This is a genomic window from Calderihabitans maritimus (genome assembly GCF_002207765.1).
Lineage (GTDB): Bacteria > Bacillota > KKC1 > Calderihabitantales > Calderihabitantaceae > Calderihabitans > Calderihabitans maritimus.
On record NZ_BDGJ01000195.1, the window covers coordinates 19,406 to 38,393 of the forward strand.

The window sequence follows — 18,988 nt, forward strand, 5'->3', positions numbered from 1 at the left end:
GTCACCGGCGACCAGCAGGCCACAGCTCGAGCAATCGCTTCGGAGTTGGGGCTGCTGGATGGGGAAAAGCTGGTGATAACAGGAAAGGATCTGGATAATCTTTCTGATGAAGAACTGGCGGAAAAAATAAACCATATCGCCGTGGTAGCCCGGGTTTCCCCAAAGCACAAGTTGCGTATCGTGCGAGCCTTTAAACGTTCCGGTCATGTGGTGGCTATGACCGGTGACGGGGTCAATGATGCTCCTGCCGTAAAAGAAGCAGATGTAGGAATATCTATGGGCAAAAGCGGGACTGACGTTACCAAAGAAGCCTCCGCTATGGTTTTGGCCGACGATAATTTTGCTACTATTGTTGCAGCAATAGAAGAAGGACGGGCGATCTACGATAATATCCGGAAGTTTATCCGTTATCTCCTATCATGTAACGTGGGAGAAGTGCTGACCATGTTCCTCGGGGCACTCCTGGGACTACCGCTACCCCTATTACCGATACAGATTTTGTGGGTTAATTTGGTTACCGACGGCCTGCCGGCCCTTGCCCTAGGGGTAGATCCAGCGAATCCTGACATCATGTTACGGCCTCCTCGAAGTCCTCGGGAAAGCATTTTTGCCCATGGTTTGGGCAGAAAAATACTGGGTCAGGGATTTAAAATAGGTGTGGGAACTTTGATAGTGTTTATTTTGGGGGTGTTCTTAGGGGAAGGAGAGCTTGCTACGGCCAGAACTATGGCCTTTACCACCCTGGTCATTTCCCAGCTGTTATATGTTTTCGAGTGCAGGTCCGATTATTATTCCGCATTTGAGGCGGGATTGTTTTCTAACAAATACTTGCTCTTGGCTGTAGCCGGATCGGTAGCCATGCAACTGGCCGTAATTTATTTACCGGCTCTCCAGTCCGTGTTCAAGACGGTATCCCTCAATGGCTTTCACTGGACTGTAATCTTGCTGTTTGGTGCATGGGATACGTTTCTAAAAGGTTTTCATCACTTGGTTTGGGCTCCAATAAAACGTAAATGGGCAGGCCTATGGGCATAAATTTCAATAAATAGAGTAGGAAACCAACGGAAATACTTGCTTTAGAAGGTTTCCGACTGAATTTAGTAATTTTGAAAGAGGGGAAAGAGTATAAAATGAGATTTGTCAAAATGCATGGTCTTGGTAATGATTTTGTAGTGGTTGACGGACGGAAGGAACAGCTTCCTGAAGATCTGAGTGAATTAAGCCGGCGTGTTTGCGACCGTCATTTTGGTGTAGGAGCGGATGGCCTAGTGTTTATAATGCCTTCGGATAAAGCTGATGTCAGGATGCGAATATTCAATCCTGACGGCTCAGAAGCGGAGATGTGCGGCAATGCCATTCGCTGTGTTGCCAAATATCTTTATGAGAAAAATATAATTCCCAAGGAAAAGATTGAAATAGAAACATTGGCGGGAGTTATGGTTCCCGAAATAATCAAGAAGAATGGTGAAATAACTGGTGTAAGAGTGGACATGGGCGAGCCTGTTTTAGAGCCTCGGCAAATTCCCATGGAAGATAAGGGTCCCGGACCGGTTGTGGGTAGAATTCTTTCGGTAAAGGGAAGAGAATTTTCCATAACTGCCGTTTCCATGGGTAATCCTCATTGCGTTATTTTTGTACCAGAGGTGGACAAGGTCCCTTTGAAAGAATGGGGGCCGGAATTGGAAACTCATCCGGTTTTCCCTCGTAGGACTAACGTGGAATTTGTAGAGGTCCTGAACCGAAGAGAAGTTCGGATGCGTGTCTGGGAGAGAGGAGCAGGTGAGACGTTAGCCTGCGGAACGGGTGCCTGCGCAACAGTAGTGGCTTCGGTGTTGAACGACAGGACTGACCGGGAGGTAACCGTTCATCTCCAGGGAGGAGACCTGCAAATATATTGGTCTCCCGAGGACAACCGAGTCTATATGACTGGTCCTGCGGTAGATGTTTTTGAGGGCCGGTTACTTATATAAAATTTTAGAGCAAAGGAGGATTAATCTTGCAACAAGCAAGTCGACTTCGGCAACTTCCACCTTACCTTTTCGCTCGAATTGAGAAGAAAATCGAAGAAATGAAGGAAAGAGGAGTAGACATTATCAGTTTAGGTATCGGGGATCCTGACCGTCCTACTCCCCAACATGTAATTGAGAAATTGGCGGAACAGGCTCAGAATCCGGAAAATCACCGTTATCCGACTTCGGTGGGAATGCTGGAGTACCGGAAGGCGGTAGCGGAATGGTATGAGCGGCGCTTTGGGGTAAGTCTTGACCCTAAGAGCGAGGTGGTAACTCTTATTGGTTCCAAAGAAGGTATTGGACATATCTCTTTTTGCTACGTTGACCCGGGAGATATTAATCTAGTACCTGATCCTGCCTATCCTGTTTACGGTATTGGTACCCTTTTGGCCGGGGGCGAACCTTACCTGATGCCGTTGCGGGAAGAGAACGGTTTCCTGCCGGATTTGGAATCCATTCCCAGTGAGGTGGCCCGAAAAGCCAAATTAATGTTCCTCAATTATCCCAATAATCCTACGGGAGCCTTGGCGGATGAGGAGTTTTTCCGTCAGGTAGTAGAGTTTGCCAAGAATTATGACCTTATTGTATGCCATGATGCGGCGTACAGTGAAATTACCTTTGACGGCTATCAGGCACCAAGTTTCCTTCAGGTGGAGGGAGCCAAAGAGGTAGGCATTGAATTCAACTCCCTGTCCAAGCCGTTCAATATGACGGGATGGCGTATAGGCTGGGCGGTTGGAAATAGCGAGGTCATTGAAGCTTTAGGAAGGTTAAAGTCCAATTTAGATTCAGGTGCCTTTCAGGCCATCCAGTATGCGGCCATAGAAGCATTAAGAGGGCCCCAGGATGCAGTGCGGCAAATGCAGGAAATCTATCGGGAAAGAAGAGATTTGGTCGTGGAAGGCCTTAACTCGATGGGTTGGAACCTGAAAAAGCCTAAGGCTACGTTCTATGTCTGGGCTCCGGTACCTAAAGGTTATACTTCGAGTGAATTTGCGGAAATGTTGATCGAAAAAGCGGGAGTAATAGTCACTCCCGGTATTGGTTACGGGCAAAGCGGGGAAGGATATTTCCGCATCGCCTTATGTCTAGAAAAAGACCGCATTCAGGAAGCGCTGGAACGTATGAAAAAAGCGTTGGGTAAAGTGGAATTTTAGGGGCGTACTCGAGTACGCCTTTTTTTGATGGATTTTTTTATAGTCCTTAAAAGGATTTTAAATAGTCGGGTCGAAGTATTTTTTACTCGCCAAAGGGTTAATAATAAACAGGAAATCCGGTAAATTTGAGGAGGAAATTATGCTAAGGAGCATGACTGGATACGGCCAGGGACAGGCCAGTGGAGAAGGCAAGAACCTTAATGTAGAGATTAGAACGGTTAATCACCGGTTTCTAGATTTAGTCATTCGCATGCCTCGACAGTACTTGCCGTTAGAGGAGAGGATTAAGGAAATTATAAAGGAAAAAATTTTTCGGGGTCGCGTAGACGTCTACTTTCAAGTGGAAGATAAGGGAGAGAAAAAGAGAAAGGTCAAGGTTGACAAAGAATTAGCGTTAGCTTATTATAGTTCCTTGAAGGAATTGGCGCAAATTCTGGCAATCCCGTATAATATCAGTGTGTTTGAGATTTCGCAGTATCCTGATGTGCTGGTGGTGGAAGAACCGGAAGAAGATTTGGAAGAGTTATGGCCGGTGTTCCGGCAAGCTGTGGAACAGGCACTGGAGCAACTGGTTGAGATGCGGGCGCAGGAAGGGATGAAACTGAGAGAGGACCTATTGGAACGCCAGAAAGTAATTACGCGTATGGTGCGAGAAATAGAAGAAAGAGAACCGGTCATGATAGAAAATTACCGCGACAAATTGAGCTTGCGGATTAAGGAACTGGCCAGGGATATAGAGATTGATGAAGACCGTTTGGCTCAAGAAGTTACCTTCTTTAGTGAAAGAAGCAATATTACCGAGGAGATTGTACGGCTTTACAGTCATCTGCAACAGCTAGAAGAAACTTTAAATTCTTCGGGACCGGTAGGAAGAAAGCTCGATTTCTTAGTTCAGGAGATGAACCGCGAAATTAACACTATCGGTTCAAAAGCGGAAGACCTGATAATCAGCCGGAAAGTGGTTCAGGTTAAAACGGAGTTAGAAAAGATCAGAGAACAGGTGCAAAATATTGAGTAGCATTGGGGGTATGCGGTTGCGGGAACTCAAACCTTGATTAAGAGAGTTAGCAACAGGTTATAACTGTAAAAGTGATACATACAGGACAGGGAGGGTTTTAATTTGAGCATCAGACTGGTTAATGTGGGATTTGGTAATATAGTAGCGGCCAACCGGATAATTGCCATTGTAAGTCCGGAATCGGCTCCTATTAAACGTATTATCCAAGAAGCCCGCGACCGGGGCATGTTAATTGATGCTACTTACGGCCGTCGTACCAGAGCAGTGATTATTACGGACAGCGATCATGTAATCCTATCCGCGGTTCAACCGGAAACGGTGGCCCATCGACTGGCGGCCAGAGAGGAGAACAGTCAGCCCGGCCAAACGGAAGAGGGAGAATAGCTTTGCCGGAAATCAAAGAAACTTGCGACCAAGGATTATTAATAGTGATCTCCGGGCCGTCAGGGGCAGGTAAGGGCACGTTGTGCAGTGCGTTACAGCGGAAAATGCCGAATTTGAGGTATTCAATATCTGCTACGACGCGGCCGCCCCGAAAGGGAGAAATCGACGGGGTCAATTACTATTTTTTTAGTAAAGAAGAATTTCTTAAGAAAGTAGAGGCCGGTGAATTCCTGGAATGGGCAGAAGTTTACGGTAATTATTACGGCACTTTGAAATCAGAAGTCGGCAAACTGCTTAAGCAAGGCGCGGATGTCCTGCTGGAAATAGACATCCAAGGCGCTATGCAAATCAAAAAGAAGTTTCCGCAGGCTGTATTCATATTCATAGTACCTCCTTCACTGGAAGAACTACGAAAAAGGATAATAAAAAGAGGTACGGATAGCCCTGAAGTGATAGAAAAACGTCTGCGCTGTGCTGCCGACGAGTTGTCATTTATAGATGAATATGATTACGTAGTGGTTAACGACGAATTGGAAAAAGCGCTCGACAAATTAGTCGCCATTATTACTGCCGAAAAATGTCGATCCCGTCGTGTAAGATTATTTTAAGGTAAGTTTAAATATATCAATGGAGGTGTCCGGATGAACCAACCGTCTCTTGATCAATTAATGAAATACGTTGACAGTAAGTATACATTGGTAGTGGTGGCAGCAAAAAGGGCAAGGATGCTGACGGCAGAAGCAAAAAATGGGGAAGAGGAAGTGAAGAAGCCGGTGACTATTGCTCTGCATGAAATAGGAGAAGGAAAAATTCGGTGGGAACGGACTAAAACGGGTATCAAATAAAGTTTGACTTTTTCCTTTCAGTTAGAGGGGGAACGAAGGGTGCTGGCGGGGAAAACAGTAGTAGTAGGAATAACGGGCAGTATAGCTGCTTACAAAGCGGCCGAACTAGTTAGCAGGTTAAGGAAACTACATGCAAAAGTGCACGTGGCCATGAGTAAGTCGGCTACACGGTTTATTCAACCTCTTACTTTACGCACTCTTTCGCAAAATCCCGTGATAGTGGATATGTTCGAAGAGCCCGCTCAGTGGAATGTAGCCCATGTGAGCGTGGCCGAAAAGGCGGATTTAATAGTAGTAGCACCTGCTACGGCTAACATCATTGCTAAAATGGCCAACGGTATTGCGGACGAATTTATCTTAACTACCATTTTAGCCAGTAAATGTCCCGTGGTTATAGCACCGGCCATGAACGACAGAATGTACCAGCACCCGGTGGTTCAAGCCAATATGGCAAGATTGAAAGAGTTAGGATATCATTTTGTGGAGCCGGAAACAGGACTCCTTGCATGTGGTTCGGAAGGTAAAGGTCGCCTGGCAGAAGTAGAGCGAATAATTGATCGGATAGTGGAACTTCTGGAAACCGGTCGGCGTGACTTGGCGGGTAAAACTGTGCTGGTGACAGCAGGCGGTACCCGCGAGGCCATTGACCCGGTCCGCTATTTGGGGAACCGTAGTTCGGGCAAAATGGGCTACGCCATAGCCGAAGCAGCCCGGATGCGGGGTGCTGATGTAATTTTGGTTACTGCTCCTACGGCTTTACCTTTGCCAACAGGAGTAGAGGTCATTCAAGTGGAAAGCGCTAGGGAAATGTTTGAGGCAGTATTAAAGTGTTTCCCGCGGGTAGATATTGTAGTTAAAGCTGCAGCGGTGGCCGATTATTCTCCGGTTCGCAAATCTTCCCAAAAGATCAAAAAAACTAAGGGAGCCCTAATTCTGGAGCTTACTCCAAATCCGGATATTTTGTTAGAACTGGGACGTCGCAAGGAAAAACAGATACTGGTAGGGTTTGCTGCGGAGACAGAAGAACTTTTGGCCAACGCGGAACGTAAAATGAAGGAAAAGAATTTGGATATGATTGTAGCCAATGATGTTACCTGTCCGGAAACCGGATTTGGAAGTGACTTTAACAAGGTTACGCTGGTATTTCCCGACGGGAGGACTAAAGAATTGCCCCTGCTACCCAAAAAGCAGGTGGCTATGCGTATTTTAGACGAGGTTGTAATGTTACCGCGATTTTCTGAATTAAAATAAGGTAAAATTGAAGAGGAGTGAAGTAGAAGTGGCAAGAAAATTGTTTACCTCGGAATCGGTAACGGAAGGTCATCCGGATAAAATTGCGGATCAGATTTCGGACGCAATTTTGGATGCCATCTTAGCCAAGGACCCTATGGCCAGGGTTGCCTGCGAAACATCCATTACCACCGGCTTGGTACTGGTAGCAGGGGAGATCACTACTGAATGTTATGTGGACATTCCTAAAATTGTTAGGGAGACTATCCGGGAGATAGGTTACACTCGTGCCAAGTTCGGTTTTGATGCCGACACCTGTGCCGTACTGACCTCCATAGATGAACAGTCACCCGATATCGCTATGGGCGTAGATAGAGCTTACGAGGTAAGAGAGAGAGAAATGTCGGACGAGGAGCTGGACGCTATAGGTGCGGGAGACCAGGGAATGATGTTTGGCTATGCTACCAACGAGACACCGGAATTAATGCCTATGCCCATCGCTCTCGCCCATAAGCTTACCCGGAGATTGGCGGAAGTACGGAAAAGCAGGGAGATTCCGTATATCCGTCCGGATGGGAAAGCTCAGGTAACGGTAGAATACGAAGACGGTAAACCGGTGCGGGTTGATACTATTGTTGTCTCGACCCAACATCGCCCGGATGTAGATCTGGAGACTATTAAACAAGATATAATAGAGAAAGTAATTGAAAAAGTGATTCCGCTGGAAATGTTGGATGGAGATACCCGTTATTTCATCAACCCCACCGGTAGATTTGTTATCGGGGGACCTCAAGGGGATGCAGGGTTAACCGGCCGTAAAATAATGGTAGATACATACGGAGGAATGGCCCGTCACGGTGGAGGGGCTTTTTCCGGCAAAGATCCTACCAAAGTGGACCGTTCTGCTGCATATGCGGCTCGTTATGTGGCCAAGAATATCGTGGCTGCCGGTTTGGCTGACCGCTGCGAGGTTCAGCTGGCCTATGCAATCGGGGTAGCACGACCAGTTTCCATTATGGTGGAGACTTTTGGTACCGGAAAGGTGAGCGAAGACCTGTTGGTTCAACTAATCCGTAAACATTTTGATTTACGTCCGGCAGCAATTATCAGAGATTTAGACTTAAGACGTCCTATATACAGGCAGGTGGCCGCTTACGGGCATTTTGGGCGACCAGATTTAGACCTTCCCTGGGAAAAAACCGATAAGGCTGAACTTCTTCATCACGAGGCGGGACTGTAGAGGAATTAGAAAGTCGAAAGGAAGTCCACTTTGGGGGCTTCCTTTTTTACTAGTGGTTTTCGCAAAATTTACGGGAGGAAGCGGTAATATGGCAGCAGTAGTGGAAGCTAGGGAACTGGTCAAAAAATATAAGAATTTCATGGCCGTCAAAGGGATAAGTTTTTCTATTAATCGGGGCGAATGCTTTGGTTTTTTAGGGCCGAACGGGGCAGGTAAGACCACCACTGTGGCAATGATTTACTGCTTTTTGCCGGTTACTGCGGGAGAATTGAAGGTACTAGGAAAGGATGTTAAGACCGATTACCGGCAAATTAAGTCTCGGTTGGGGGTAGTATGGCAGGAAAACAATCTAGATCCGGAACTAACCGTTTTTGAAAATTTAGTTGTTTATGCTAGTTATTTCGGCATTTCTACCCCAGAGGCCCAAAAGAGAGCTGAAGAATTGCTGAATTACTTCGATTTGGCCGATAAGCGGAATGTGACGGTAGATAATCTTTCAGGAGGGATGAAACGCCGACTGGCCATTGCTAGGGGACTTATTAACCGCCCCGATCTTCTTATTCTGGACGAGCCTACTACCGGGCTTGATCCGGAAGCCAGGCGCTTAATTTGGCAGCGATTGCTGGAACTGAAGGAGCAGGGAATGACTCTGATTCTTACTACCCACTATCTTGAAGAGGCGAGTCAGCTTTGTGATCGGTTGGTTATCATGGACCAGGGGAGGATTTTGGAGGAAGGCAAACCTGCAGACCTGGTGGAAAAACATATCGGCCGACATGTAATTGAATTGAGGGTGCCCACTGCGGAGCAAAGCAAAATATTACAATTATTGCAGGAATACGTACAGGGCTATACAGCAATTGGCGAGATGCTTTTTCTTTATCCCGGAAAAAAAGCAGCCGAGACGCTGACAGCTTTAGACAGGTTGGCCGGGGCAATCTATTATCGTTTACAACGACCGGCCAATTTGGAAGACGTATTTCTCAAACTGACGGGAAGGGGACTCAAAAATGACCAGAAACATCTTTCCTGATCTGACTCATCGTACCTGGCTAGTATTACGGCGCAATCTCTTAGTTTTTAAGAAAACCTGGGTGACTAACATTGCTTTCAACTTCATTGAACCCTTACTGTATCTTATAGCTATGGGCTATGGTCTGGGATCTTTCGTACCTGAAATACAGGGGATGAGCTACATTGAGTTTATTGCTCCCGGACTCATTGCTTCCTCTGCCATGTGGGCTTCGGCTGCTGAATGTACTTACGATTCTTTTTCCCGGATGCATTATCGTAAAGTATATCACGCTATCATTGCCACTCCCCTGACCGTGGATGAGGTGGTGGCCGGTGAAATCCTTTACGGGACTTTTAAGAGCGTATTGTATGGAACAGTTATCCTGCTGGTGATAAGTTTGTTAGGGTTGGTCAAGTCTCCTTGGGCCTTACTGGTACCTGGAGTGTTAATCCTATGCGGTTTGGTTTTTGCGGAACTGGGGATGTTGTGGACGGGACTGGTTCCCAACATCGACACTTTTTCCTATTTTTTTACCTTGATTATTACTCCCATGTTCCTGTTTTCAGGAGTCTTTTTCCCTATAGACGGCATGCCGGCTCCGCTTAAAATACTGGCATGGTTTACTCCTTTGTATCATATAGTGGAGCTTATTCGTTCCCTGGTTGCAGGAACGGTCAATCTGTCTTTGCTATATAATACCATCTGGCTCATCGCTTTCATCATACTTTTCTTTAACTTACCTATTCATTTCATGCGGCGACGCTTGGTGAAGTAAAAACTTTTGAAACCGGGGAGGCAACCCCGGTTTTTTTATATTTTGTAAAGTATTTGAAAATTGTCCTCCATTGGAAAGTATTTTTTAAGTAATTTATTTGATAACAGTTGATAAGGAATCCGGTCATCCTAAAGCCAAAGTGCTTTATAACTTCGGAAGGGAGGAATACGTTGATAAGGAAGCTCTTAGGCGCTTGATTAAAAGCATCAACCGGTTCCTTGGTCCCGAAGAAGCCCTGAAAGCTCAAACTGAAAATGTTGGGGAACAGTTACGCTTTGTCTCCGGCCGACCTATGGGCGGTACGTGGTTTTTGGACCAACTCTGGCAAAAGCTCGGGATAAAGGACATACTGGAGAAGCTCTTGAAAGAGCGAAAGTTCAGTTCTCCTGTTGAAAGGGCTATCTTTGTCATGGTGGCAAACAGGGCTCTCAATCCTTCCAGCAAGCTTGCGGTGGAACAATGGGGCAAAGAAGAAGTTCATATTGAGGGATTTACCCACAATAAAAACAAAAAGCATGGATATTTATTGACCATGCTTTTGAGGACATAGTTTTGTTCTTATTGTATTTGTCAAGCTTTTACTTAACTTTTTTTAACAAACTGTCGTGAGAAGCAACCTTCAGGGAGAGCCGATCCAGCTTTCCTTCAATTCGAGAGAGAGAGTCAAGAATGCGGTCGTTTACGTCTAACTGGACTTCACGGGCATCGAAAAGAGCTTTAACTTTAGCCACTAGTTCATCTTCCATTCTTATTTGAGATTCTTCTACTCGCCGGAGTTTTTCTTCCATAGAGGTTATCTTCTCAACCAGAAGTTCAAGAAGTTCGCGGTCAGTCATATTTATTCTCCTTTCTGTTCCTTCATAGCCTTCATAAACCTGGCAAGAAGTTCAGTCTGCTCCGGCGTAAGACTTTTAACTTCTTTATATAAGAGAGGCGATCTCTGGCGGAATTTAAAGATGAAACAGCCTGAATTATTATAATTATTATATTGTATTATTCTCTGTCTTATATTAATTTCCTTCAGGGGTTTGAACAGCGGAGTTATATAAAATTAATTTGCTAGGAGACCAGCCCTCTAATTAATCCGGGCCTTTATTTTACTTACTTTGGTGTGGCCGGGGTCATAGCCAACCTTACCGCCGGGTACTTATCCGACCACCTTGGCCGCTCCCGGGTGGTTTGGCCGGCCTTGATTTTAATGAGTGTAGGCACCGCTGTGCTTCGCTTCCTGCCCGTTTCACCATTAATCATTATCATCAGCAGCAGCCTGGCTGGTTTGGGGTTTGCCGGGGGGCTTATTACCCTAATGGCGTGGATAGCTGAGGGGTGAAATTATGTTTTACCTAATGTAATTATCTGGCATCAAAGAATTTACGTTTCTTGAGGGAAAATTCCAACGTCTGTTGGCTGGAATTTTTCATTAGAGGGCCTTCCTATAGGAGGCAGCTTCAATTTTTTATATTTAAGGTAGAAATAAGGCTTCACAGACCATGTGCGCTCTTCTGTAGCCTAGGTCACCCTTTTTAGGTGATGCGTATCACTTATGAACTTACCCCTCGCGGGCTAACATAAGGGCATAGGAATTTATACCCAAAATATAAATAATTGTTGGACCGCAGCGTCTGGTAAGTTGGGATTGCTATTGAAAATTGTCTAAGTTCTTAGCAGGAAGGAGAGGAAGATGAAGAAATTCCTGGAGAAGATGCGTGGCCGGCAGAAGTCGCCGGAAAGGGAGAGCGCTTACGAGATTTTATGGTCGTGGATAGGGAGTTTTTTGGGTATCTCGGCAGTAGGTTTTATTTCCCAGAAGTGGTTGGAGCCAAGGGATTTAACCCTTATAATTGGTTCCTTCGGTGCGTCGGCGGTTCTGATTTATGCTGCCATAAAAAGTCCTCTCGCCCAGCCAAGGAATCTGATGCTCGGGCATATAATTTCCGCCTTGGTAGGCGTTACCTGTTATAAACTGGTTTCTGTTCCTTGGCTTTCCGCTGCCCTTGCCGTTTCTCTAGCCATCGTAGCCATGCATTTAACCAAGTCTCTCCACCCTCCAGGCGGGGCTACTGCTCTTATTGCGGTTATTGGAGGGCCCAAGATACATGCTTTGGGCTATCTTTACGTAATCATCCCGGTTGGGCTGGGAGCCTTGACCATGCTCTGTATTGCCCTTATCTGCAATAATTTGGCCGAGAAAAGACGTTATCCGGAATTTTGGTACTAATTAAAGCTTTAACTTGAAAGCTATCAAGAGACTCCTCATACTTTTCTTTAACTTACCTATTCATTTCATGCGGCGACGCTTGGTGAAGTAAAAACTTTTGAAACCGGGAAGGCAACCCCGGTTTTTTTATATTTTGTAAGTATTTGCAGATTGTCCTTCATTGGGAAGTAATTTTTTAAGTGATTTATTTGGTGACTTCACAGTCGTTAACAAGCCTGCTTACGGTAACAAAAATCGAAGATGGAAAATAAATTTATACTGACTAATTTTTTTGGGAACCAGGGGAAGCGAGCCTCGTTCAAGTAGATAAAAGCCTTGTGCGTTTTCGGGAGTATAGTTTTAAAAGTTCAAGTAGTTTTTTCCAGGACAATATAAGCTAAATAAGAGTGCAAAAGGTAATTAACCAGCATACCATATAGTGAGGCGGCACTGGTAACCTTTGAAAAATTAACACCAAGTTTTCGAGAAAAGGGGGGTAATTGAGAATGTCCGTACAGAAGAACCTGGATGTATCCAGTCTGGCGGAAGTGATCGACCGCATACTGGACAAAGGGATAGTAATCGATCTCTGGGTGAGGATCTCGCTTGTAGGCATTGACCTGATCGGTATTGAAGCCAGAATAGTCATCGCCAGCGTCGAAACGTTCCTGCTCTATGCAGAAGCGGTCGGACTGCTTCCGAGCCAAAAAGCAACTGCAACTGCGGTCTAAGACCTCAAGGACCCGGGAATGGCTAGGTGATTAAGACATATAAATTTTTTTGAAAGTAATTTGAGGAGTGTTGTTTCAAAAGTTTAAGTAGTTTTTTCCAGGATAATACAAGCACGGTGAGAGTCCAAAAGAAAATTAAGCGGCATATATTATAGTGGAGTTCATAATAATTTAGAAAAAGGGGGGTAACTGAGAATGTCCGTACAGAAGAACCTGGATGTATCTAGCCTGGCGGAAGTGATCGACCGCATACTGGACAAAGGCATAGTAATCGATCTCTGGGCGAGGATTTCGCTGGTGGGCATTGACCTGATCGGCATTGAAGCCAGAATAGTCATTGCCAGCGTCGAAACGTTCCTGCTCTATGCAGAAGCGGTCGGACTGCTTCCGAGCCAAGAAGCAACTGCAACTGCAGTATAAAGCTCCTGAAAGCCGGGGACCGGTACTCAGAGGGTTCTCAGTCCCGCACCTGTCCTGGCTGATTATTGCCGGGGCGTGTTCCGGCATGCCCCGGCAGAGCACCTTTTCAGGAACGAGACAAAACTGGTTACGGTTAAACCAGAGGGGGGATGGGAAATGTCACGTGTAGCCGCGGCCGAACGTCTTGTTCAACGGGTTGCCGATGTGAGAGCGGCAAGAGCAGAAAGACTGAAAGAATTAAAAAAAGAATTTGCGGAAAAGCGTAAAGAAAGGACAGAAAGATTGTCAGTGCTGTTTTCTATATTTGGTGCGAAACGGGTTGAAAGAACAGAGAAAATCAAAGCAATTAAGAAAAGAGCTCATGAGTTGATTAAGCAGTTCAGAAATGTTCGTGAGGAAGTGCGGAACATACTCTTAAAGATCAAGAAATAAGAGCCACTGAAACGGTAATCTGCGTGTAGTATAGAACTCCCCTCCCTTTTGGCCGGATGGTCATGTGGGAAGCCACCGGTATCCAACAGGGAGAGGGAACCTTTTTTATGAGCATAAGAAAGGGGTGCTGAAACTAAAAATGAGTATAGAACAGGTAATGGATATTGTAACCGATTTTTTTACCCATACAGTAAAAAAGCCAGTAAAGGAAGTTGTTGGCGCGTGTAAAGACGAGGATGGCTGGACAGTAGACATTGAAGTGTTCGAAGAAATCGAATATAACCGCCGGCACGGGCGTAACGAACTGCTGGGCGTTTATCGGGTTCAGCTTAATGAAGATCGGGAGATAGTATGCTACCAGCGGACCGAGCTGCGAGAAAGAGGCAAACTGGCAGGTACTCCCCAAACAGAACCCAATTAAACGTTGCAACCTGTATGTCAGGAGGGAGATAGAGAAATGAGTTCGAACGTTAAAGTTCAGCCGCAGGGAGGTTTTGTCGAAACCCCGTATATTAAAGACCTAGTCACCCGTGCCCTTGCCTATTTACAGGCCGGGTTTGCCGTTCATTTCTGTGGGCCCGCCGGCACCGGGAAGACTACGCTGGCCCTACACGTCGCCCAAAAACTGGGGCGCCCGGTGGCGCTGACCTACGGCAACAGCGATTTTAACCCTACAGACCTGATTGGAGGAATCTACGGTTACAAAGAGCGTAAGGTGATTGACAATTTTATCCATTCGGTATTAAAGACTGAGGAAGAAATGACTTTTCGCTGGACCGATGCTGCCCTTACCGAGGCCTGTCGGAAAGGTTATACCCTGGTCTATGATGAATTTACCAGGTCCAGGCCGGAAACCAACAATGTCTTGCTGGGAGTCCTGGAGGAGAAATTATTGCAATTACCGCCGGTCAAAATAGGTGATACATGGCTCAAGGTGCATCCCGACTTCCGGGCCATCTTTACCAGCAACCCGGAAGAATATGCCGGAGTATACAGGAGTCAGGACGCCCTGCGAGACCGGATGATTACCATTAATTTGGATCACTTTGATGAAGAAACCGAAATTGCAGTTACTGCTGCCAAGTCCGGTTTGCCGCTAGAAGATGCAAGGCGGGTGGTTAAAATTGTGCGAGATTATCGTACCAAAAAGGAGTATGAATATGTCCCAACGGTACGTGCTAGTATTGCCATTGCAAAAGTTACTAGACTTCAAGGTTTAAAGCCAAACAACAGTGACCCTTTTTTTAGGCAAATCTGTCTGGATATATTGACCTCACAAAGTAACCGCGCCGTGACAAATTAATCCAGGTCAGTGAAACAAAAAATGCTTCAACTTGAGGGGGGGGTAAAGTGCACAAGAAAAAAGAAGGATCGGAAGACATCAGCATTAACCTGGGGTTCGGCGACTTATTTAAGGGTCTGGGGAATTTGATCGACCTGATTAAACAAATGGAGGCGGAAGGGAAGTCGGAGATTTCTCATACGGGGGAAATTGGTGGACTTGACAAGGAACGGGGATTACGAGGTCTTTACGGAATTAATATAAGACTGGGGCAGGCGGGTACCGCCAAGGTCAAGCCCTTCGGTAATATCAGCAAAGATGACAAGGGTTTGGTTATTCGAGAAATTGTTGAACCGAGCGTAGACATTTTTGAAGAGAACGATGCTGTACTGGTCATAGTAGAAGTTCCCGGAGTGAAGGAAGAAGATTTCCATCTGAAGGTTGACGGGGATATCCTGGTAATTTCCGCTCAAGGAAGTTACAGGCATTACAGGAAAGAGATGCTACTGCCGGTGCCTGTCGACCAGAATGGTATTACCACTGCTTTTAAAAATGGGGTTGTAGAAATCAGGCTGCCCAAAAAGACAGCCGATTCTGGTGAACGGGAAGAGTAAGCCGTGAATGTTATTGGCGATAAAATAATTAAGCAGGGAATAAAGGGCAAGGGGGAGGGCATCCTATGCGCTTGCGGGGGGTCAATGACCTGCGTTCTTTGCAGGACATAAACACCGTATTGACCGTCAGGGCCGGGTCGTTGCCTGGTTCGGGTATACGGATTTCGAAACTTCAGCGATTATCGAGCAGGGTGCGGCGAATTTTCAGGCGGGAGGAGCAATTAAAAAGGCGGAAACATATCATCCTCCAGAGGTTAGGCTGGGTCTCCCGGGTGGCAGCCGACCTGGATAGAAAAGAAAAGGAATTACAACAAGAATTAGCCGGGGTTATAAGTGAACAATTAGCCCTAGAACGGGAGTTTAAGAACTTAGCAGGAATGGTATGAACTGACCTGGTGAAAGAAGGTTAATTGGCGTTAGATTTCAATGAAGAGGCGTGAGGGGTAATGGATCATTCCGGTAACAGTAAGTTAAAATTCTTCCTGTTTAGCGGTAAAGGCGGGGTAGGCAAAACCACCTGCGCTGCGGCCACCGCCCTTCATTTTGCCGAGCAGGGAAAAAAAACTCTCCTTTTTTCTACAGATCCGGCCCATTCTCTATCAGATAGCCTGGGTCAGCGATTGGGAGACGAAATCACGGCGGTTAGGGGGATCGAAAATCTGGCGGCGTTAGAGCTAAATGCTGAGAAGATGTTGGAAAAGTTTAAACAAGACTATAATGAAGAAATTATTAATATGTTAGTCACCACGACCTATTTAGATGAAGCTGATATTGATGAGATTTACTCGTTGCCTTTACCCGGCTTGGATGAAATGATGGGATTAAAACAAATTATGGATTTTATCGAAGACAATGCCTATGACCTCTATATTTGGGACACGGCCCCTACGGGGCACACCTTGCGGCTACTAGCTTTGCCGGAACTGCTGGATGTATGGGTTAAGGTATTTGCCAGGATTCGTTGGAAATATAAATATATTGTCGGGCGGTTTTCGGGGAAAGACGTACATGATGCCACCGATGACTTCTTTTTAATGTTAAAAAAACTGATCCACAGGGTGGTGCGATTTCTGCGAACGCCGGCCAGGAGCAGGTTTATTGCGGTGACCATTCCGGAGGCCATGGCCGTTAATGAAACGAAACGGATGCTGCGGCAGCTTAACTCTATGCAGATCCCGGTGCGGCACCTGATTGTGAACAACGTAATCCCGGAAAACAATGAATGTAGTTTTTGTACTGCCAGAAGAAAAGAACAGCAAAAATACATTGCTCTACTACGGGAAGAATTTAAGCAGTGTCAGATTATAGAAGTAAACCGGTTAATGGCTGAAGTACGAGGATTGGCAAATTTACAGGAATTTGCCAAATATTTGTACCAGGCTGTGGTTTAGCAGCCAGTATTTGAAAGCGAGGAGGGTGACAGCAATAAATACTGCGTTGAAAAGTTTGCGGTTGCGAGTATCTGAAGCCTTGACCAAAGACGTGGGGAGGGCTATCGCTAGGATTGACCCGGCACACATGGAAGAAATCAATGTTGCGGTGGGAGATATCATCGAAATCATCGGCGGCAAACGAACGGCGGCTAAGGTGATGCCTACCTACCCGGAGCAGCGGGGAAAAGGCATCATTCAAATTGACGGGATCAGCCGAGAAAATGCCCAGGTCACCCTGGGGGATAAAGTTGAAATCCGGAAAATCTCCGTAAAACCGGCGGTGAAGGTAATACTAGCGCCTGTCAGCGCCCAGCCCCGCGCGTTAAAGCAAGAGGATACAGGATATATTGGCAAATTAATAGAAGGTTTCCCACTGGTGCAAGGGGATAAAGTTCGGATAAACCTATTTGGCTTCCAGTCTCAGGAGTTTCTGGTGGTAGACACTATTCCGAAAGATGTAGTACTGGTACACACAGGTACTACTGTGAATGTGAAGCCCGAAGAAGGTACGGGTGACAGGGGATTCCTGGTTTCCTATGAGGATATTGGAGGTCTTCATAAAGAGATACAAAGAATTCGCGAGATGATTGAATTACCGTTGAAATACCCGGAGCTTTTTAACAGGCTGGGGATCGAAGCTCCTAAAGGTGTTTTGCTTTACGGACCGCCGGGTACCGGCAAAACTTTGATCGCCCGGGCAGTAGCCAATGAGACAGACGCTCACTTTTTTCATGTTAACGGTCCGGAGATAATTCATCGCTTTTACGGCGAGAGTGAGGCCAAATTACGAGCTATCTTCGAGGAGGCCAGCAAGAAAGCCCCCAGCATTATATTCTTGGATGAAATTGATGCTATTGCCCCCAAACGGGAAACTGTGGTTGGCGAAGTGGAAAAGAGGGTGGTGGCCCAACTTCTGGGTTTAATGGATGGGCTGGAATCCCGAGGCCAGGTGGTAGTTATTGGCGCTACCAATATTCCCAATTCACTGGACCCGGCGCTCAGGCGGCCTGGCCGCTTTGACCGGGAGATTGCCATAAATATACCGGATAAACACAGTCGGCTGGAAATTTTACAGATCCATACCCGGGGCATGCCGTTGGCAGCAGATGTGGACTTGAAAAAAGTGTCAGAAATTACTCATGGATATGTAGGGGCAGACCTGGCGGCTTTGTGTAAAGAGGCGGCCATGGTTTGCTTGCGGAAAGTACTACCCAAAATAGATTTTTCTGTTGAACGCATTCCTTATGAACTGCTGGCGGAGCTACAAGTAACTATGGCTGATTTCTATGAAGCACTGAAAGAGGTGGAACCATCTGCTATCAGAGAAGTTGTAGCTGAAGTTCCCGATGTACACTGGAGTGATGTCGGAGGGCTGACTGAGATTAAACAAAAATTAATGGAGGTAGTTGAATGGCCGTTGAAATATACAGGATTATTTGACTACGCCAAAATTGAGCTGCCGAAAGGAATTCTTCTCTATGGTCCTCCTGGTACGGGAAAAACGTTGCTTGCCAAAGCGGTGGCAACCGAGAGCGGGGTCAATTTCATATCGGTAAAGGGCCCAGAGCTAATGTCTAAATGGGTGGGCGAGTCGGAGAAAGGAGTGCGGGAGGTCTTCAAAAAAGCTAAACAGGCGGCACCATGTATTGTTTTCTTTGATGAAATTGATGCCTTGGTGCCCACCCGGGGTACCGGCGGCGGTGATGCTCATGTTACGGAACGGGTGCTCAGTCAGATGTTAACCGAACTGGACGGGGTGGAGGAACTAAAGGGGGTAGTGGTGCTGGCTGCCAGTAACCGGCCGGAGCTCATTGATCCGGCACTGCTCCGACCGGGTAGGTTTGACCTCCGGCTGGAGCTACTTGTTCCTGATGTTGATGCCCGGTTGGAAATTTTCCAGATTCACACCCGGGGCAAACCATTGGCGGAAGATGTTGACCTGGTTAAGCTGGCTATTGAGACTGAGGGGGCTACGGGGGCTGATATTCAAGCGATATGCAACCGGGCTGCTTTGATAGCTGTTAGAGAATTTCTACAGAACCGCGAAAGCTTAAGCCCGGAGGATTATACTGCGTTTTCAATCGCTACCAGGCATTTTTCTGCCGCCATGGAAGAGCTGAAATTACCGGAAACCGATGAACTGGAGGATTATAAAGGTCGTGTTCTAACTATGGAAGGAGATTGAATTCGTTAAAGCAGGTGG

General features: G+C 46.3%; 24 protein-coding genes. 23 read left to right on the forward strand and 1 reads right to left on the reverse strand.

Annotation, left to right across the window (positions count from 1 at the left end):
- The 12 genes from KKC1_RS13700 to KKC1_RS13755 all read left to right on the forward strand — a co-directional run.
- A partial coding sequence (locus tag KKC1_RS13700) for a cation-translocating P-type ATPase (RefSeq protein WP_143288770.1) occupies nucleotides 1–1,035 on the forward strand: 1,035 nt, incomplete at its 5' end.
- A 95-nt stretch (nucleotides 1,036–1,130) separates the two neighbouring features.
- Nucleotides 1,131–1,970 carry a diaminopimelate epimerase gene (gene dapF / locus KKC1_RS13705; protein WP_088554985.1) on the forward strand — a complete coding sequence of 280 codons (840 nt, stop codon included), beginning with the start codon at nucleotides 1,131–1,133 and terminating at the stop codon, nucleotides 1,968–1,970.
- A 26-nt stretch (nucleotides 1,971–1,996) separates the two neighbouring features.
- On the forward strand, nucleotides 1,997–3,169 hold the full coding sequence (locus KKC1_RS13710; RefSeq protein ID WP_088554986.1) for an LL-diaminopimelate aminotransferase: 1,173 nt from the start codon (nucleotides 1,997–1,999) through the stop codon (nucleotides 3,167–3,169).
- 139 nt (nucleotides 3,170–3,308) lie between these two features.
- Entirely contained in the window at nucleotides 3,309–4,187 is an 879-nt protein-coding gene (locus KKC1_RS13715) for a YicC/YloC family endoribonuclease (protein ID WP_088554987.1), read from the forward strand.
- 102 nt (nucleotides 4,188–4,289) lie between these two features.
- A complete protein-coding gene (gene remA / locus KKC1_RS13720) occupies nucleotides 4,290–4,571 on the forward strand; it encodes an extracellular matrix/biofilm regulator RemA (protein WP_088554988.1) in 282 nt (93 codons plus the stop codon).
- Nucleotides 4,572–4,582: 11 nt separating this feature from the next.
- Nucleotides 4,583–5,179: a guanylate kinase gene (gmk, locus tag KKC1_RS13725; RefSeq protein ID WP_088555018.1), complete on the forward strand. Its 597-nt coding sequence runs from the start codon at nucleotides 4,583–4,585 to the stop codon at nucleotides 5,177–5,179.
- A 33-nt stretch (nucleotides 5,180–5,212) separates the two neighbouring features.
- A complete protein-coding gene (gene rpoZ / locus KKC1_RS13730; RefSeq protein ID WP_088554989.1) occupies nucleotides 5,213–5,416 on the forward strand; it encodes a DNA-directed RNA polymerase subunit omega in 204 nt (67 codons plus the stop codon).
- A gap of 39 nt (nucleotides 5,417–5,455) precedes the next feature.
- Nucleotides 5,456–6,667, forward strand: a complete 1,212-nt coding sequence (gene coaBC, locus KKC1_RS13735; protein WP_088554990.1) for a bifunctional phosphopantothenoylcysteine decarboxylase/phosphopantothenate--cysteine ligase CoaBC — start codon at nucleotides 5,456–5,458, stop codon at nucleotides 6,665–6,667.
- Between the two features lie 28 nt (nucleotides 6,668–6,695).
- On the forward strand, nucleotides 6,696–7,886 hold the full coding sequence (gene metK / locus KKC1_RS13740; RefSeq protein WP_088554991.1) for a methionine adenosyltransferase: 1,191 nt from the start codon (nucleotides 6,696–6,698) through the stop codon (nucleotides 7,884–7,886).
- Between the two features lie 88 nt (nucleotides 7,887–7,974).
- Nucleotides 7,975–8,919, forward strand: coding sequence for an ABC transporter ATP-binding protein (locus tag KKC1_RS13745; protein ID WP_088554992.1), 945 nt, complete (start codon nucleotides 7,975–7,977; stop codon nucleotides 8,917–8,919).
- Nucleotides 8,897–9,676 (forward strand): ABC transporter permease, encoded by a 780-nt coding sequence (locus KKC1_RS13750; RefSeq protein WP_192868251.1) that lies wholly within the window; start codon nucleotides 8,897–8,899, stop codon nucleotides 9,674–9,676. The genes KKC1_RS13745 and KKC1_RS13750 overlap by 23 nt, the downstream gene beginning before the upstream one ends.
- A 97-nt stretch (nucleotides 9,677–9,773) precedes the next feature.
- Nucleotides 9,774–10,226 carry a hypothetical protein gene (locus tag KKC1_RS13755; protein ID WP_088554993.1) on the forward strand — a complete coding sequence of 151 codons (453 nt, stop codon included), beginning with the start codon at nucleotides 9,774–9,776 and terminating at the stop codon, nucleotides 10,224–10,226.
- Nucleotides 10,227–10,254: 28 nt separating this feature from the next.
- Here the strand turns inward: KKC1_RS13755 and KKC1_RS13760 are convergent, their stop codons facing one another.
- Nucleotides 10,255–10,512, reverse strand: a complete 258-nt coding sequence (locus KKC1_RS13760) for a hypothetical protein (RefSeq protein WP_088554994.1) — start codon at nucleotides 10,510–10,512, stop codon at nucleotides 10,255–10,257.
- Nucleotides 10,513–10,754: 242 nt separating this feature from the next.
- Between KKC1_RS13760 and KKC1_RS17660 the strand changes: the two genes are divergently transcribed.
- The 11 genes from KKC1_RS17660 to KKC1_RS13810 all read left to right on the forward strand — a co-directional run bounded on the left by KKC1_RS17660 (nucleotide 10,755) and on the right by KKC1_RS13810 (nucleotide 18,970).
- Entirely contained in the window at nucleotides 10,755–11,006 is a 252-nt protein-coding gene (locus tag KKC1_RS17660; RefSeq protein ID WP_143288767.1) for an MFS transporter, read from the forward strand.
- Nucleotides 11,007–11,357: 351 nt separating this feature from the next.
- Nucleotides 11,358–11,894, forward strand: coding sequence for an HPP family protein (locus KKC1_RS13765; protein ID WP_088554995.1), 537 nt, complete (start codon nucleotides 11,358–11,360; stop codon nucleotides 11,892–11,894).
- A gap of 485 nt (nucleotides 11,895–12,379) precedes the next feature.
- On the forward strand, nucleotides 12,380–12,604 hold the full coding sequence (gene gvpA / locus KKC1_RS13770) for a gas vesicle structural protein GvpA (protein ID WP_088554996.1): 225 nt from the start codon (nucleotides 12,380–12,382) through the stop codon (nucleotides 12,602–12,604).
- 195 nt (nucleotides 12,605–12,799) lie between these two features.
- Complete coding sequence (gene gvpA, locus KKC1_RS13775; RefSeq protein WP_088554997.1) at nucleotides 12,800–13,024, forward strand: gas vesicle structural protein GvpA; 225 nt, start codon at nucleotides 12,800–12,802, stop codon at nucleotides 13,022–13,024.
- A gap of 156 nt (nucleotides 13,025–13,180) precedes the next feature.
- Nucleotides 13,181–13,456 carry a hypothetical protein gene (locus KKC1_RS13780; protein ID WP_088554998.1) on the forward strand — a complete coding sequence of 92 codons (276 nt, stop codon included), beginning with the start codon at nucleotides 13,181–13,183 and terminating at the stop codon, nucleotides 13,454–13,456.
- Nucleotides 13,457–13,595: 139 nt separating this feature from the next.
- On the forward strand, nucleotides 13,596–13,877 hold the full coding sequence (gvpO, locus tag KKC1_RS13785) for a gas vesicle protein GvpO (protein ID WP_143288768.1): 282 nt from the start codon (nucleotides 13,596–13,598) through the stop codon (nucleotides 13,875–13,877).
- A 36-nt stretch (nucleotides 13,878–13,913) separates the two neighbouring features.
- Nucleotides 13,914–14,759, forward strand: coding sequence for a gas vesicle protein GvpN (gvpN, locus tag KKC1_RS13790; RefSeq protein WP_088555000.1), 846 nt, complete (start codon nucleotides 13,914–13,916; stop codon nucleotides 14,757–14,759).
- Nucleotides 14,760–14,806: 47 nt separating this feature from the next.
- Entirely contained in the window at nucleotides 14,807–15,352 is a 546-nt protein-coding gene (locus KKC1_RS13795; RefSeq protein WP_088555001.1) for an Hsp20/alpha crystallin family protein, read from the forward strand.
- Nucleotides 15,353–15,417: 65 nt separating this feature from the next.
- Nucleotides 15,418–15,738: a hypothetical protein gene (locus KKC1_RS13800; RefSeq protein ID WP_088555002.1), complete on the forward strand. Its 321-nt coding sequence runs from the start codon at nucleotides 15,418–15,420 to the stop codon at nucleotides 15,736–15,738.
- 60 nt (nucleotides 15,739–15,798) lie between these two features.
- On the forward strand, nucleotides 15,799–16,743 hold the full coding sequence (locus tag KKC1_RS13805) for an ArsA family ATPase (RefSeq protein WP_088555003.1): 945 nt from the start codon (nucleotides 15,799–15,801) through the stop codon (nucleotides 16,741–16,743).
- A 34-nt stretch (nucleotides 16,744–16,777) separates the two neighbouring features.
- Nucleotides 16,778–18,970, forward strand: a complete 2,193-nt coding sequence (locus KKC1_RS13810; RefSeq protein WP_088555020.1) for a CDC48 family AAA ATPase — start codon at nucleotides 16,778–16,780, stop codon at nucleotides 18,968–18,970.
- The last annotated feature ends 18 nt before the right edge of the window (nucleotides 18,971–18,988 follow it).